Origin of the sequence: Pedobacter sp. N23S346 (assembly GCF_048515415.1) — a bacterium.
GTDB lineage: Bacteria > Bacteroidota > Bacteroidia > Sphingobacteriales > Sphingobacteriaceae > Pedobacter.
Genome location: NZ_JBLYEE010000010.1, coordinates 56,344 through 72,863 on the forward strand (window position 1 = coordinate 56,344; position 16,520 = coordinate 72,863).

The 16,520-nt window shown below is 39.0% G+C and carries 16 protein-coding genes; 2 read left to right on the forward strand and 14 right to left on the reverse strand.

What is annotated here, in order from left to right:
• Positions 1 to 7 precede the first annotated feature (7 nt).
• The 7 genes from ACN1CD_RS17110 to ACN1CD_RS17140 form a co-directional block, all read right to left on the reverse strand.
• The gene (locus ACN1CD_RS17110) at positions 8 to 937 is read right to left on the reverse strand and encodes an alpha/beta fold hydrolase (protein ID WP_419131613.1); all 930 of its coding nucleotides are present in this window, start codon (positions 935 to 937) and stop codon (positions 8 to 10) included.
• A gap of 81 nt (positions 938 to 1,018) precedes the next feature.
• Entirely contained in the window at positions 1,019 to 1,582 is a 564-nt protein-coding gene (locus ACN1CD_RS17115) for a Crp/Fnr family transcriptional regulator (protein WP_419131614.1), read from the reverse strand.
• Positions 1,583 to 1,701: 119 nt separating this feature from the next.
• Complete coding sequence (locus ACN1CD_RS17120) at positions 1,702 to 2,538, reverse strand: transporter (protein WP_419131615.1); 837 nt, start codon at positions 2,536 to 2,538, stop codon at positions 1,702 to 1,704.
• 894 nt (positions 2,539 to 3,432) lie between these two features.
• On the reverse strand, positions 3,433 to 4,074 hold the full coding sequence (locus ACN1CD_RS17125; protein ID WP_419131616.1) for a hypothetical protein: 642 nt from the start codon (positions 4,072 to 4,074) through the stop codon (positions 3,433 to 3,435).
• Between the two features lie 9 nt (positions 4,075 to 4,083).
• On the reverse strand, positions 4,084 to 4,257 hold the full coding sequence (locus ACN1CD_RS17130; RefSeq protein WP_419131617.1) for a hypothetical protein: 174 nt from the start codon (positions 4,255 to 4,257) through the stop codon (positions 4,084 to 4,086).
• Positions 4,258 to 4,703: 446 nt separating this feature from the next.
• On the reverse strand, positions 4,704 to 5,867 hold the full coding sequence (locus tag ACN1CD_RS17135; RefSeq protein WP_419131618.1) for an MFS transporter: 1,164 nt from the start codon (positions 5,865 to 5,867) through the stop codon (positions 4,704 to 4,706).
• A 2-nt stretch (positions 5,868 to 5,869) separates the two neighbouring features.
• Positions 5,870 to 6,784, reverse strand: coding sequence for an alpha/beta hydrolase (locus tag ACN1CD_RS17140; RefSeq protein WP_419131619.1), 915 nt, complete (start codon positions 6,782 to 6,784; stop codon positions 5,870 to 5,872).
• Positions 6,785 to 6,891: 107 nt separating this feature from the next.
• Between ACN1CD_RS17140 and ACN1CD_RS17145 the strand changes: the two genes are divergently transcribed.
• Positions 6,892 to 7,266: a winged helix-turn-helix transcriptional regulator gene (locus ACN1CD_RS17145; protein ID WP_419131620.1), complete on the forward strand. Its 375-nt coding sequence runs from the start codon at positions 6,892 to 6,894 to the stop codon at positions 7,264 to 7,266.
• A gap of 344 nt (positions 7,267 to 7,610) precedes the next feature.
• On the opposite strand, the gene ACN1CD_RS17150 is transcribed toward ACN1CD_RS17145, so the two are convergent.
• The 6 genes from ACN1CD_RS17150 to ACN1CD_RS17175 form a co-directional block, all read right to left on the reverse strand.
• Complete coding sequence (locus ACN1CD_RS17150; protein WP_419131621.1) at positions 7,611 to 8,855, reverse strand: DNA-processing protein DprA; 1,245 nt, start codon at positions 8,853 to 8,855, stop codon at positions 7,611 to 7,613.
• A 6-nt stretch (positions 8,856 to 8,861) separates the two neighbouring features.
• Positions 8,862 to 10,955: a RecQ family ATP-dependent DNA helicase gene (locus tag ACN1CD_RS17155; protein WP_419131622.1), complete on the reverse strand. Its 2,094-nt coding sequence runs from the start codon at positions 10,953 to 10,955 to the stop codon at positions 8,862 to 8,864.
• A gap of 812 nt (positions 10,956 to 11,767) precedes the next feature.
• Positions 11,768 to 12,004, reverse strand: coding sequence for a hypothetical protein (locus ACN1CD_RS17160; protein ID WP_419131623.1), 237 nt, complete (start codon positions 12,002 to 12,004; stop codon positions 11,768 to 11,770).
• 357 nt (positions 12,005 to 12,361) lie between these two features.
• The gene (locus ACN1CD_RS17165) at positions 12,362 to 13,954 is read right to left on the reverse strand and encodes a KGGVGR-motif variant AAA ATPase (RefSeq protein ID WP_419131624.1); all 1,593 of its coding nucleotides are present in this window, start codon (positions 13,952 to 13,954) and stop codon (positions 12,362 to 12,364) included.
• The gene (locus ACN1CD_RS17170; protein WP_419131625.1) at positions 13,954 to 14,484 is read right to left on the reverse strand and encodes a helix-turn-helix domain-containing protein; all 531 of its coding nucleotides are present in this window, start codon (positions 14,482 to 14,484) and stop codon (positions 13,954 to 13,956) included. Before ACN1CD_RS17170 ends, ACN1CD_RS17165 begins: the two co-directional genes overlap by 1 nt.
• Positions 14,477 to 14,923 (reverse strand): DUF6932 family protein, encoded by a 447-nt coding sequence (locus tag ACN1CD_RS17175; protein ID WP_419131626.1) that lies wholly within the window; start codon positions 14,921 to 14,923, stop codon positions 14,477 to 14,479. The genes ACN1CD_RS17170 and ACN1CD_RS17175 overlap by 8 nt, the downstream gene beginning before the upstream one ends.
• Positions 14,924 to 15,014: 91 nt before the next feature.
• Here ACN1CD_RS17175 and ACN1CD_RS17180 point away from each other — a divergent pair, with 91 nt between their 5' ends.
• Positions 15,015 to 15,794, forward strand: a complete 780-nt coding sequence (locus tag ACN1CD_RS17180) for a metallophosphoesterase (RefSeq protein ID WP_419131628.1) — start codon at positions 15,015 to 15,017, stop codon at positions 15,792 to 15,794.
• Between the two features lie 179 nt (positions 15,795 to 15,973).
• Here ACN1CD_RS17180 and ACN1CD_RS17185 read toward each other — a convergent pair whose 3' ends face one another.
• On the reverse strand, positions 15,974 to 16,255 hold the full coding sequence (locus tag ACN1CD_RS17185; RefSeq protein ID WP_419131629.1) for a DUF6922 domain-containing protein: 282 nt from the start codon (positions 16,253 to 16,255) through the stop codon (positions 15,974 to 15,976).
• Between the last annotated feature and the right edge of the window lie 265 nt (positions 16,256 to 16,520).

A 16,520-nucleotide genomic window follows, 5' to 3' on the forward strand; every position in this document is an offset into this window, starting at 1 on the left:
TTGTTTATTATAGGGCTAAAAAGTTGAAAACAGCGTCCAAAACTTGTTTGGGTTGTTCTTCGAACATATAGTGGCCACTATCTAAAATACCGACTACATTAACATCTTTTGCAACGTAAGGCAATCCCGCTTTCATGTAATTGTAACTCACATAACTACCAATCCCCAACACAGGCATAGAAAGTGGTTGATAGATTTTTGCATCTTCAATATCCTGTGCAAAACTTTGGTACCAGGCATTGGAAGCCCTGATGTTCTTAGCTTCATTATAAACCGAAGCATATACTGCCCTATCGAATGAAGTCATTTTACTTTCATCAATCATTACATATTGAAAAAGCCAATCCAGGAGATATTGAAAACGACCTTCCAATATCTTTTCTGGTAATTCTTTTACCTGATTAAACCCCATCCACCAGGCATAAGGCATATTGGCATCCATTTTTTCATTAAACGTGCCAGAGGCAGGCATCAAAGGCATTTGCATCATGCCTTCGCTTGGGTGTGCACCATCTGCAACAATTAGCTTATCCGTGAATTCAGGATAGTTAAAGGCGAAACTCATGGCTACCATACCGCCTATATCATGCCCCAGAAGATGAACTTTCGATAATCCAAGTTGCTGTATCAACTCCAAAATATCGGTAGCCATTGTTTTCTTGTCGTAGCCCGAATCGGTTTTTTCCGAACTGCCCATACCCCTGATATCCACTACAATTACACGAAATACTTTTGCAAGCTCGCTGGCGATAGGATGATAAGAATAAAAGGTTTGCGGCCAACCAGGTAAACAAATCAGCGTTTCGCCGCTGCCCCCATCTATGTAGTGCAAGCTTAGCCCGTTAACTTTTACATAATGATTGGTAAAGCCAGGAAATTTTTTAATTAATTCATGATCAGCATACTGATTTTGAGATAGTTCTGTATTATTATTCATTTGAGTTATGATGTTATTTTTAATAACCCAAAGTTACCAAGCTACTCAATAGGCAAAACTACCAAATGGTAGAAAATCAATTTACTTAATATTTTTCCTGATCCTACTTAATGCATTGGGTGTAATGCCAAGAACCGCAGCGAACTGCTTAATCGGAACTTTTTGCAAAAACTCAGGCGTATTCATAAATTCCAGGTATCGCTCTTCGGCAGTTAACGTTTGAAAATTTAAAATCTGATCGATCATTCTCACTGACACTGCTTCCCAAATTTTTCTGCCAAACTCTTCCCAACTTGCAATATGACCATATAAAAAGTCCATGTCTTTTTTATCAATCACAACCAGTTCTGTGTCCTCAATGGCTTCAATATTAAACCTGGTTGGTTTCTGTGGATTTAGACTGGAAATCTCAGTAAAAAACTCATTTTTAAATGTTACCCAGGTTGTATTTTCCTGATCATTAAGCTCATAAAAAAAGCGTACACCACCAGATACAATGAAAAAATATTGATTGACTATTTGCCCTTTCTTCAGAATTAGTTTTCCCTTAGGTACTTTCTTTGGCTTACATCTGGAAAGTACAAGCTTCAAATCATAATCATCTATTGATATGATTGATTTTATGAATGTTATAAATTGCTCCATTGTTTATTAAAAATCTTTTGCTTCATTATGGGTCAGTAACGATGAACAATTTCAACTATTTATAATCTAAATCTCCGGAATTAAACCTTAACAAATAGCCTACTTTCTGTACTGCTGATCTAAAGTCTGAAAGAGAGGCCAAGAAAATAACTCTTCATGGCATCGTGCTGGAGCCCATAGTTTAGTCCACCATCAAGCTTAACATCCTTTGCAAGTTCTACCTGTAAGGCGGCATTTAAAAAATTACCCCAATGGTGATGCGAGAGATCATATCTATAATAGGTCTCTGCAATTCCGGTAACGTGATCCATAAGGCTATGTCCGATGGTAAAAGACTGAAGGATTTCAGTATGCAATCCGGCACCTTCAGTATCCTGCAACCTGTCCACCTCCATCTGCATGCCCACATTCCATTCGCTGGGAAGTTTCAGAGACATGGGTATGATCAGCCCTCCTTCGTAGCGGTTCTCTTCTTCCACATGCGAGGTCGGAAATTTAATATAAGGTATTACTGCTATAGCAAAATTCCCCTTATCATTTCCTAAGAAATTCTGCTTAATGCGCAGGGTCAGGTCTCCAAACCCATGAGAACGTGCTATCGTTCCATCCTCTACTGACTTTTCCCTTTGGTATACGAAGCTTTGAACCACAAGCTGAACAGCTGTTGAACGGGTAAGCCCTAATTTCAGGTTAGCCTGATTAAAAAGAAAAGTATTGGTTTGGGCATTTTCTCCCGGCGCTCTTTCCAGCCTGAAAAGATCACTTTCATACTGAAAATGGCCGGCATCTAAGGTGATGGGAGATTCGGTAACATCAGGTCTTTCGGTTTCCATTTCCCTGAGTTCAGCTTTTGGAACCGGGCGAAATAGATTGTAGGAAATGCTTTTCTTTTCCTGAGCCCAGAGTTTTACAGTTAAAAAAAGCATTAAGCATGTTAGAAAGTATATTTTTTTCATTCGGTTATATCTAAGAAGCTGTTTAAAAATTATAATTTATCAACTTACGAAATTTCCAAAGCCTGTGCGCTGAAGAATTTCGTAAGTTTTGATGATAATACCATAAACTTTCGAAGTATCCCCCCCCAACAAAGGCCACCAAAACTTCGCAAGTTGATCTTCGTTTATGAAATTTAGACAGTTTCTAAGCCCTAGAACAAAAAAAAATGGTCAATGTTTCCAGGTATAGAAAAATATTGAGCAATAGTGAACATTAACCTCTAGCTGGTGTTATCAACAGCCAGATAACTCTATAAATAAAAAGGTTCAAATCTTTCGAAATGAAACTTAAAATTCGGTCGGTAAGCATAATTATTAGAATAAATTTATCGCTGATTGAAGCGAATCGCTGAATTAAACATCAAAATAACAAAACATAATGAGCTTAGAAGCTGTCTAAAAATTTATAATTTATCAACTTACGAAATTTCCAAAGCCTGTGCGCTGAAGAATTTCGTCAGTTTTGATGATAATACCACAAACTTTCGAAGTATTTCCCTCAACAAAGGATACCTAAACTTCGCAAGTTGATCTTTATTCATGAAATTTAACAGTTTCTTGGAGGTTGATCAAAATTAAGAAAGGACAGAGAAAAATTAATTCCAGAAGGCGAAGACAAAAAAGTTAGAGCCAAAAGAAAATCAATAAAAATGATACTCAAAAGTGAATGATTAATATTTCGGATGATTAAATTATCTAGTGAACAAACCAATTCCCCCCTTCCGCCAAAGCACTAACACATGACAAAGAAAAATTTACAGTAAATTTATTTCTAGTAAGATAGGTTAATCTATTCTGTTTTTTGCAGCAAGACAACTATTAGATAAAACACACATCATTTTGAGCCATAAAATATTATACAGGTAACGGAAAATCTACCTCTTCGCGGGGAATGAAAAATCCCTTTATACAGTTAAGATTGCGGACGCATACCTGAATATGGCTCTTTTTTTGAATGCCCGCGCCGGGAAAGGCAGGACCACCTTCCGAAAATGCACCTCTTACCGAATCGAACACCTTAGATGAACTGTGACCTTTAGCGTTTATGTCCCTAAAATAATTTTCGGTAACGACTTTATGCATATATTCTATTGTTGCACAATCCAATAACCTAATAAGTTTATCTTTGTGTACATCATCTCTCGCCTCCACGTTTTTTGGCAAGGGTTTATTGGCAGCGAGATATTCTGCCTCCATTGCCGGATAGTAAAGCTCAATGAGGCCGGTAAATTTTGAATCCAGAAAGTCGCAACAGTTCCCGAGCTGCAACACTGCCCCAACAACTGCGGGACTTCCAATTTCACCTTTAACGGCCTTATTCTCTGCCCATTGTTTTGCCCTTGTATAGTTATTTTCCCAAAAATAAAAACCATTACCCAACCAGTCATAAGGTTTGTTACTTACTTCAACAGTATTGGGATCTGTTATGAGTTTATTTCTTACACTAAGATCACAGCCATGAAAGCCGATAATGGTATTGGGGCGTACGTCGTACATCAGCAGGAATTATTTTGCAACGATCTCCTGTAGGGGTTGGTAATTTTTTTTGAATTCACCTTTTGTGGTAAGGATACCAGCGTCATTTAAAGAGCGAATGGCCTGAGTTTTGGTCATCCGCTTAGCCTCTTCCAGTCTCGCAATAGCAAGCTCTTTTAGATATTGTATGTCCTTTTCACTCATTGTATTATTATTTTAATCAAAAATACTCATTAGATTTTTATGGAGCAAATCATATGCCGGATTATTCTTAGCAAGCAGACTTAGTAAAAGAGAAACCATCATTAACAAACGTCTTTAAATTCGGTCAATAAGGGTGCGCAATTCGAACCATTTTGTGGGATGAATTGATTGAAATGGCGACTAACCTCTAGTTGGTGTTATCACCAGCTAGATAACTCTATAAATAAAAAAAGGTTCAAATCTTTCGAAATGAACCTTTAAATTCGGTCAATAAGGGTACATAATTCGAACCGTTTTATGGACGATTTGATTGAAAAGGCGGTTTCTCGAAAATTTCAAAGTCATGATCTATAACTATGTGAGAAGAATCCAGCAACGACAATTAGTTACCTAACAAGGCACAAATTTAATTTTACTGGCGAGTTATTAGAGAGAGTAGAAAGCTTCTACATAGTTTTGGAATGCAAAATTCTTCCTTTTTCCAAATAACTCCTCAAGGCAATCATCATAAAAGCCAGAACACCAAATACAAGGCCAATCCAGGGATTGTAAACGACCCCTTTAGATACAATCATCCACCCTCCAAGAGTTGTTCCTATGGTCACTCCAAAATTACCAAACGAAGTGGCCAAACTATTCGCAAATTCCAGCGAATTAGGGGCCGCGGAAATCATGTATGTAGATGCATTCAGAAAACTTGGAGAATACAGGAAGCCCCAGATTGCGACCACAATCAAAGTCGCAGTAGTATTTCCTCCAGAAAAATGCAATAATATAGGAACCAGTATAGTTCCTGAAAGAAAAAAGGCAGTAGTTCCGGTAATGTTTCTATTCAGCATTTTACCTGAAATCCAGGTGGACAAAACCCCCATAATTCCAAATATCAGCAGCATCAGGCTCACCCGCTTATCATCCATCCCCTTCGACTTGTTCAGGTATTCGGCAAAATAGCTGTACGTTGAAAACCACGCTATGATCATGAACAAATTCATTGCGATACTAACGATAAATGTCGGTTTACTAAGTATCCTCACCTGGCTACCAAAAGACTTCTTTTCTTTTACAGGCATGTCTGGCAGTATGAAATAAATTCCTGCAAAGGCGATAACACTTACCACAGTCTGTACAAAAAAAGAATATTCCCATGACCACAAGCTTGCCAGGTAGGTAGCAAAGGGAACCGTAGTAACCATCGCAATAGCAACACCACTAAAAACAATACTCATGAGGCCGTTTTCATTTTTTTTATCTGCGCCTGAAATGGCTACCGACAATGCCGTTGCGATATAAACAGGCTGGAGAAATGCAGGCAAGATTCTCACTAGCATCAATAGCCAAAAAGGTGGAGAAAATGAGGACACCAATCCAGTGAGTACAAAAATAGAAATAGCTGTCAGCATAATTTTTTTACGATCGAAACCAGATGCCAGTAAGGTCATAAAAGGTCCTGTCAAGGCAATAATTAATGCAAACGCACTTAAAAGATACCCAGCTATATCAATACTTATTTTGTAGTGATCAGCAATTTGTGGTAAAATACCAATCACACCGAATTCAGTGGTGATTACCCCAATAAAACCAAGACAACCGATGTAAGCATACTTTTTCATCTCTATGCGCTGTGTTGAGTGTAAAACCTAACCATATCATCCATTAAGGCAGCGCTCTGATCGATCACTCCACCCATTTGAAAAAACCCGTGTATCATGCCATCATAAGTTAATTCAGTAATACTTACACCATTTTGCTTTAGCTTCTCCCCGTACATAATACCTTCATCCCTTAGCGGATCATATTCGGCAGTAGCAATAAAAGTCGGAGGCAATCCGCAAAAACTAGTCTGCAACAAAGGGACGGCATCAGGATTGAAACAATCATCCGCTTTTGACAAATACCACCGCCATGCCTGAGCCCCGCTTTTTGCATCAAGCAGTGGTCCATCTTTGAACATTTCCCAGGAACCTGTTTCAAGTGAGCAGTCCGTTACCGGATAGATCAATAACTGGCAATTGATCTTTGTTGCAAATTTACCAGTCAATGTAGCAACCAAAGCCCCGCCTGCACTATCTCCGGCGAGTGAGACTTTGTTAGGGTTAACGTTGATCGCTGCCGCATTTTCAAACAACCACTCCAGGGCAATGATTCCATCGTTTAAACCAGCAGGAAAGGGATGCTCGGGAGCCAGCCTGTAATCAACAGCAATGACAACGGCCAAGGATAGATTTGACAGCCTGCGCAATGGGGTATCATGTGTCTCCAGATCTCCGGAATTAAACCACCCCCCATGAAAATAAACAATTACAGGTAGATTATCCCGCCCGGAAGGACGGTAAATCCTAAGCCTGATCTGGTCAGCTGCTCCCTGAATTCTGATATCCTCAACCTTAAAAACAGCTTCTTTTTCTCCTGCCAGGGGAATAAATTTTTCATAAAACGCTCTTCCTTTTTCCCAGGGATTTATGTTGTCGTTTACTTCTATTGAACCGATGTAGGTCAGTGCTTGCTGCACCTGCGATGATAACTGCATATATATGTATTTCGTAAAAATTTAAAATTGAAGTGCAAATGTATAGGCCACTTGTTACTTTTGCTCGCTACACAGTCAATTGTTCGGTGCTAACAAATTTGTAAGTAATGGGAAAAAGGAAAGAAAGTTCAACCAACATGGTCAATGAAAAATGCATTACCGAAGGCTGTGACCTCACTTATGCGGTTTGTAAAATGGGCGGCCGATGGAAACTGCTTATTCTATGTAAGCTTGAGCACGGCAAGCTAAGGTTTGGAGAAATCAAAAAAATGATCCCCAATATCAGTGAACGGATGCTGACCCTCCAACTTCGGGAACTTGAAAAAGATGGATTGGTGAAACGGACCGTTTATGCTGAAGTTCCTCCAAGAGTTGATTATGAGCTTAGTACCATATCTAAGGAGCTAATCCCTATCTGGTTACAATTAAGCAATTGGGGAGCTAAACATCGGCAAAACCAAGAATACCAGATTTCGGTCTGAACAGGTTCCTGAATGCTCCGGCGCAGCAATGCGCCAGTGGAGATAACCATTTCAGATTAGCCTCTGATTAGATAAAAAAAGGTTCAAATCTTTAGAAATGAACCTTTAAATTAGGATCGGTAACGGTGCGAAATTCGAACCATTTTATGGAAGAATTGATTGAAATAGGCAGTTTTTCGAGAATTTTGGATAAATAACAATACATTTATACTGTCCATATCTTTAATGAATAACATCAAATTGCACCTCTTTTCACCAGTCTTAAAAGTCCCTTCTCAACCAAGCTACAATGATTCATCTAACAATAAGAACTAAACTTGGATAATGAGCACTTATTATTGTGACTAAACCCGAAGTGAATACCAATGTTCACCTTCTTTGGTTTGTATGGATACTGATTTTTCTAAATCTGCTTTTTCAAGCCATACCTCAACTTGTGACAACGTCAGGCCAAATTGATTGCCAAGTGTATTTTTTGTAACGGGAGTGGATTTAAATAGCTGTTGCCATTGGGTTAGAAATAGTTTGTAGAATTTGCTTCCTCTCATCTCATTTTCTTTTGCATCATCATTTCTTGAACTATGGGAATCCACCTTGTTATTATCTACGAAACTCTCTTGTAGAGCCGGAAGAGATTCTGGCTCTTTTCCAAATAAAATCCCTTGATTATTATCCTTAATAGGATTTCTCAAAAATTCGACTGATAGATTGGAAAAATCAGTGATTAAACCTGCTCCAATCTTTACGATCTCGCGGTTTCCTTTTTCTGTATTTTCACAAACCCATAATGGTACCCAGCCATTTTTCAGGTTTTCTTTCGCCCCCTCCCAAGTTCCTCCTTTTATATCTGATTTGACGACTATGGAAAAATCCGACATTGTATAAATTAGCCTATTCCTTGACATTGCATTGCCAGCGTTAAATCCTGCTTCAGGATTATAAGGAGAGATTAGCACGAGCTGTCCGGAAATGATATGTTTACGGTATTGTGAGCTGGAAGATTTTTTAATTAGGGAATCTGCTAATATACCTACACTACTCCCGCCTGCTTCCAAAGCACCCAGCATTGCAGTCTCATCCACTCCTTTCGCTCCTCCCGATACGATGCCATATTCTTGCTGTACCATCTTTTTTCCGATGAAGGTAGAGCGCTCCAGGTCAAGTTCATCAGCCGCCCTTGAACCTACTATTCCGGCATAATGCTGCTGTAACAACTCCTTGTTTCCGACGCCAAAAAATATGCTGGGCGCTTGCCCCTTTAATATTTCTTTGATCTTGGAAGGATAGTCTTTTTCGCCTCTATTGATGATCCAGACACCCGCACGGCTCCATTTATCCAATGCAATTCCCAAGGCTGCTTTTCTTTCCAAAAGGCCCAATAATCTGTTTTTACTGATCCCCTGATCGTTCCAGTCTGCCAGAATGGTCTCCGCTTGGTTACTCAGGAATATTTCTGGGCTCAGATTTTTAGTCTGCTGCCATCTTACGAATTTATTCCATTCAGTCAACGAGAGTGGCTTGTGCAACTTGTCGGTGGATTTAGAAAAATAGGCGGTGAAGAGTAATGTTGCTTTGGTTCTCTCGGTCATGTTTAATCAATTAACGGCTGTTGAAGTGAGTGCAACCGCATGGACAGGGCCACTACCCTCTAGCCGCAATAAAGCCGCGATTATGGTAAAGGTCCATCCTGAATCGATTGCATCATCCAGCAAAAGCACAGGACCATCAGGGATTTCGCCTTCAATGGTAAATGCTCCGTCCAAATTTACGCATTGGAAATAACTATTTTGTTGTTCTTTCTGCGGATTTGTATCTTTTATTTTTTTCACACAGGGATAAAAAGGCAGTCGCAGGCTATCGGCAAGCCGCTGCGCAAAATCAGGCACGAGCTCAGGATGTCTTTTTGAGGGTACGCAAGTTACCCAGGCTGGGAAATCGCTTGGATCAATTTTATGGATGATCATATTCTCCATCGCCTTAACCAGTTCGTTCCTGAATACGCCATTATGCTTATCTTCGGCAACCAAGTGGCCCCAGCCCGCATCTCCCCATTTGGAAAGTACCCAGGTCCCTTCGGACTGCAGATTTGCTGGAATTTTAGATGGAATCGAATATTCTTTCAAAGCCCCTTTATTGATCTGCTTTCTAGGTTGTACGTAAAATTCCGAATACTTTAAAAAAGCCGATGCATTCAGAATGTTCCGATGATTTACCTCTACTGGAAAAATAGCTTCTCCGAGGCAGTTTGTACACTTTCCACAAGGTTCAATGATCTCATCGTTTAAAACTTCCTGCAAATAGTTCATCAGACAGCCACCGTACCAGATATAGTCTTTTACCTCTTTCCATTCTACTGTTTTCTGCTGCATTAGCCAGTTTATCTTTTCGGTATCCAACTGATAGTCCACCGCTGTGCGCAGGTATTTGGTACGCTCTTTATAGATTGGTGAAGGATCTTCGACACTTAGGTATTTCAGCACCTTCTCGATCTGCCCTTTCGAGAGATTAATATTTTCAACCAGGCTGGGAACTGAAAGCCCGTCGCTATTTTCCAATTCCCCAAGAATCAGTTCGACCTCATGTACACTGGGGAAAGCTGATTTCCTGAAGTAGTCGTGTATGTCTCCATCCTCTTTGCCGGAAAGCAATACGCAGTAGGCATCGTCAATATTACGTCCTGCCCTGCCCACCTGTTGGTAATAGGCTATAATGGAACCAGGTGCCTGATAGTGTATGACAAATCCCAGATCGGGTTTATCATAACCCATACCAAGTGCTGAGGTCGACACCAAGGCTTTGATCCCATTCCCAAGCAGCATTGATTCCAATTTTTCCCGATGTTCATCGCTGGTTGATTCATCATCCTCCGCACCAGCAAAATATGGTGCAACGTGTATCCCATTTTCATTTAGATACTTACTTACCAGTCTCGCATCACGTTTGGTTAAGGTATAAATAATGCCGCTTCCGGGAATATTAGGAATGTTTTCAACCAACCAAGCTAGACGCTGGGATTGATCCGACATTACAATATTCTGCAGTGAAATACTTTCTCTGGTCAATGGGCCACGTATGACCTCAACCTCCCCTAACTGACCGACTATATCATCCACAACCCGGTCGTTCGCCGTGGCAGTGGTTCCCAGTATTGGCATCCCGTTTGGCATCATTTTCAGGATATTGATTATCCTACGATAATCCGTACGGAAATCATGTCCCCAATCAGAAATACAGTGCGCTTCATCTACCACAAACAAACCTATGCGGTCGGCAATCTGCTCAAGGAAGGTTGAGACAAATTTCTCGTTCGCCAAACGTTCGGGTGAGATCAGCAGGGCATCCACTTGATCATCGATTACCGCCTGCTTGATCTGGTCCCAGTCATCCATATTGCTCGTGTTTATTGTCTCCGCCCGTACGCCCAACCGCTCAGCCGATTCAATTTGATTTCGCATCAGTGCCAATAATGGCGATATAATAACGGTTGGACCGCTTCCCTGGCTTCGCAATATCTTCGTGCTGATAAAATAGACTGAACTTTTTCCCCAGCCTGTCCGCTCGACAACCAGTAATTTCTTTTTTTTATTCACTATCAGATCAATGGCTTCCCATTGATTTTCCCTAAAATCTGCAGATTCGTTTTGGAGTGAACTGCGCAATAACTTCAGTGCGGATGTTCTAGTTGCCATTAGTTTGAGTTAATATATTACTTTTTTAATTAATCGTCATTACAATAATTCTGAGAAAAATAAGGAAAAGAACAAAACACAAATTACGGTTTTCCGGAAATTGAAAATAAACATTTATCTCTCGTCAAATAAACCAAAACTTGTTCTCTGATCGCAATACCTAAAACTAAGTATTTCAATATAATTTCCTAATGAACCAATTCTAAGTCGCACTAAAATTTATTCTTCAATTATTATTATAAATACGCTGTATTCTCAACAATCTGGGTCACTTGAAGATATTTTTATCTTAATTAAGATAAAATCAAACTAACTTGAAATAAAAAAAAGAAATGTAACCATTAAAAAAGCAAAGAATACTAAGAAGCACAAAGAGAACCCTTAGCCTAAACAGCGAAAATCATCTGCAAAATCTTAACTGTCTGACAAAAGAAAGAAGATTCAGATATTGCTAAAAGCATCAATCAACTGCTTAGGGGAAAATATAATGAAAGAAGGTGCGCGTCTATGCTTTTGAAAAAAGCACGGTTCGCAAGTTTCAAACAATTAATCTCAATTTAATAGAAGTAACCGATCCAGTTGGCTAGCAGTTCCACCTTTGTAAAACATCAGGTAGCGCCTTCCACATTAAGAATTGCTAATAATCAATGTATTCACGCCAACCTGCTTAAGCTCCCTGCACAGATCAAAGATTGCTTGTGCCTTTCCTAATGCATTGCCTTTCATAATGGATTTAAACTTTGTTTCAGTATCTTATAGTCCGTGCCATGCTTTTTCCTTCACCAAAAAAACTATACTTTTCAGTTGTCTTTTTATAGGTTATAAACCATACTCAATATTTTTAAAGCTGCTGCAATTAACACATCCCCTATCCAACCCATTTCCCAACTGATTCCACCCACCTTTTCAACTACTTCTATTTTTTCCTCCACTAACGTTATAAACTTAACCTCCACCCCATCCTGCAAATGCCAGGCATGAGAAATCTGGCAGCCATAATAGCGTTTGTCGCCATTTGGTATTCCCTCGCTCAGGTAAGAAATACCCAAAGCAATGATCAGAGCCCTGGCACCAGTTTACCGGAAAAACTGATCATTCCATTTAATGTTGCCATAATAATTAAGTATATTAGCGTAATCAAGGGAATGATTAATTAAAGCGTCTAGCTAGGAAATTAATTCTGAAAAAATGGATTATTGAAACAGTCGATTCTTGAGAAATGTCTTGGGTTAATATTGGATAAAATTGTCCAGCTGTTAAGGAAACATAAAGCAAAATAATACCAAATCCTGCAAGTCTTAAAACAATAGAACAGAAACGTTAAGTTTAAGAGCTTTATAATATGCCATATAGTACTCCTTCTGAACAAGATGAAGGGGTACTATATGGCTTAATTAATCTGTCTACTACAAGTCATCCAGAAATATATTGTATTTAGTGAGAAGCTCTACAAACTTTTTCTCTCCTGAGTATTTAAGATAAATATCTTTCGCTGTAGCGATTGCAGAAGCAGTCAGACCTTTCGATAACGCGATAGAAAAGTTTAAATAAAATTCATCATGCTTACCTTGCGCAGCATATATTTCCGCCAAAGTAGCAAAGAAAATAGCCTGCTTCGGGTCGGCCTCAATCGCTTTTGATATATCAACAAATGCTTGCTGGTAATTACCGAGAACCCTTAAAGCGTGCGCTCTACGATTTAGTGCAACTGCATTCAGAGGATTGATTTCCAGAACGATATTCAATGACTCTATTGATTCCTCTAACCTACCTAATCTACTCATGATTCGACTTTTCGCTAGAAAAGACTTTTCGCCAAAATCATAGGACTGATCCAAGTATGCAAGGGAAGTCTCAAGCTCCCCTATTGACTCATAAAAATGTGCAAGGTTGAATTTTAGTACTGGATCCTTCGCATTTAGCTTTATTGCCCGCTGATAATCGGCAATTGCCTTTTGTACATCCCTATTTTGATAGTGCAGTATACCTCTATGAGAATAGAAGATGTAATTACTAGGATTTAGTGTAATCGCACGGTCAATATGCTTAAACTGCAGATCTCTATTGTCAGCTGCCATATATTTTGCAAATTCATTTTCTGCTTCCCGAATCCTAATACTAGTATCGGTCATACTAAGGCTATTTTCAGTAATCAAATCAAAAAGCTTGAAATAGTCCTTTGAAGAAGCATTCTGGGTGACAATGGCAAGTTTATGCGGAACATAACTATCATTCATCTTAAGCTCTAGATCGGAATGAATGACAGAAATCTGGAAGTCCTCAACGCCAAGCTCACGTTCAAAATCCTCTTTGAGGATTTCTATTGCCCTGTTCTCCAATTCAATTTCGGTGCTGCTAAAAGGTACTCTGGTTAATACAAAGTTTATCTTCAAGGGTTCGCCTGGATAACCATCGGAAAGCAGATTACGAATAATCTTCTTCGAGCCAAAAATATTCTCTTGATTATTTACTGCCAATACCACTACCTGATCGGCCAATAGACGCAAGGTTATACCTGATATATCGGTAATTCCGGTACGCGAATCAATAAGAAAATAATCTGGTTGCAATTCCCTTTCTATCTTTGCCTTAAGATCCAAGAAGAAGGATACTCCCCTTGGATGGTCTCCATAAAACATATCCGCCCATCGAATCATGGACAGCTTTTTCCAGTAGTCGCTACCATCTATATCCCCCGCAGATATAAAATCAATTTCTGAGAATGACTCATTTATCGGAACGAGCTTTACCGCATATTCACTGATGGGATGATCGTGCCTACCCGTGTCGGAAAATTCGTAAATGTAGTCTACAATCCCTTTTTCAACTTCAGAAGATAGGTTATAGTCCCTGAATTTGAAACGAAGTCCCGGCGCATCAAGGTCAAAATCAAGGACGCATACTTTTTTGTTCATCTCAGAGAGACGCATTGCGATCTTACTTAATGCAAGCGACCGACCAACCCCGCCTTTGTAGGAATAAAATGTTACTGTCTTCATTATTGTATGAAAATTGAACCGTTTTGCTTAACCTTTTCTGTCAAATCTGCTGCATCTTTTTGACTGATACCACCAGGAAGATCAAAGCTTAACGAAATAGATTCGTTCATCAACCATGTCTCCTGAAAAGAACAATTTATACCAAGAGCAATGGCTATTTCAACCATTCGGTTGTGAGATGCCCCTTCATAATCCGTGGATTCATAACGCTGGATCTGTTGTTCCTTCATGCCTGTCATCTCTGCAAGTTGCTTATGAGAGATATTTTGGGCAATTCTTGCTGCTATGAGCGTCTCGTGGAAACAATGCAGTTGTGGCTGAATCTTATTGAACTGCCCCTTGGTTAGCTGGCCATACTGAGATAACTGCGCCTGAAGATCTCCTATTAATCCCTCAAAACCATTGAGCCCAAGAAGATATCTCGCATCTTTCTCTTTGGTACCATTTGCACTCAAATAGGCGTTTCTTTCCTCAATAAGTGCTAATAATTTGTTTTGGGTTGATTTGGCTTGTTTTTGATTCTTAATCATTTATATTGATTTTTATGATTCCCTTTTGTTTGTGTTCCTCCCCCTTTATCTGCTGAAAAAAGTCGAGGAACATTTTTTTGCTTCCATTCTCTGTTACAAATGCCGGAAACACGTCGGCACGATACTGGCGTTGTTGACGATCGCGTGGGTGTTGAAGATCCCATAAAATAGGAAGTGCTGCAATCACCAAATTAAGGTCAAGACCCCGATCATCCCAACACACATCAATATCTTTAGGATATTCTTTTCTGGTCACATAGCTACCATCCACGAAAACCGTACCGCACCCAACCTTTTTGAGGTCTGCAATCAAGCGTAAAAACCCTTGAAAAATGTTTTTTCTGACCAAATTGGTCGAAAAATGAGCTTCGAACTTTGTCAAGCTAGCCTCATAAATTCCAGAAGGCAAATATCCTTCTTCATCAAATAATGGGATCAAAATGTATCATGTTTTTACAAATATACAAAAACACAACAAATTCGTTGGGTTTTTGTTTAAATTTGTTTTGATTCAAATAACGCAACAAAGAATGAAAATACAGTTCCTTTCAGATCTACACATGGAATGCTATGCCAATAAAAAAATGCTCAAGGCTAGCCCAATTGTGCCTAAAGCAGAAATACTCCTGATGGCAGGCGACATTATGCCCTTAAAAGATATTAATCGACATCTCGATCTTTTCAGTTTTCTTTCTGATAACTACAAACAAGTCTACTGGGTTCCTGGAAATCATGAGTTTTATGGTACTGACCTGTCGGAATATCAGCAAGGGATAAATATTAATATAAAAGAAAATATAAATCTCTTAAAAGAAACCAAAATTATCATAGAAAGGTGTGAAATCATTTTCACCACACTATGGTCTAGAATTTCAAATCAAAATTCAAGTTACGTAGCCGGCCGGATGCCCGATTTCAGTTATATCAATTTCAACGGAAAACCTTTAACTGTCGGAGATTATAACTTACAGCACACGAGATCAGTAGCGTATCTGGATGCAATTTTATCCACCAGCCCGGGAATGTCAAGAATTGTAGTCAGCCACCATGCCCCTACTTTTGTAAATTACCCTGATTGCTACAAAGAGAGCAAATTAAATGAGGCTTTTGCTACAGAGTTATTATTGAGTGAAAAGAAATGGAAAACAGATTATTGGATCTTTGGCCATCACCATCAGAATGTTGATCCTTTTAATGTAAAAGAAATCAAAATGCGCTGTAATCAAATGGGTTATGTACATCTGAATGAAGAAATAAAGTTTATGTCTAAGCTAGCGGAATTAGATGACTGGGATATCATTGAAATTTAAGAAATGAAATTGAACCATTTCACTTATTACTTGTGAGCGTGTACTAAACTAAAAATAAATTCCATATTACTAAAGATGATCCTAACCAATTGCTTAACCGAAAAAAATGCCAATATTTGGGATTTCATCAATCTCCAGATAAATTCTGGCTTCGAGTAGTTTTACAGAAACAGCAGCCATTAGTATCTTGAAAACTGCTTGATGTGATATCTTTGAGCGACCATCGCACACACTTTATTACTGATACGTTCTTTTGTAACTTTAAGCTCTTCAACAATTTCAGCACGATCGTACAAGCGCTCTAAACGACTGATATCTTCTGGAAAAGTACTTTCTGTAGTTGCATAAAGCGCCCTTGGGATAATTAAATCCTTATCTTCCTGTCTATCTAACTTAGAAGGATTAACATCCCAGAAAAGATCTCTTGGAAAAATGTTTGCTATGTTATCTACCGATTTCATTTGTACAAATATATGCATTAATTCAATAAACCTTTGGAATTTAAATTTAAAAACCAAAGCTATACTAATGATTATCAAGCAATTTACATGCCGACTATTATGAAAACAACTTCAATAGCATACCAAAAAGACAAAACGCTTTCTTAGAGCTGTTCATAAAGACATTTTGGCAACTTCGAATCAAAGGTAGCTTGCGCCCTCCCCATGCATTGCCCGTCATCATGGATTTGAATTTTGTTTCGGTGTTTATTATAGCTTTTTACAT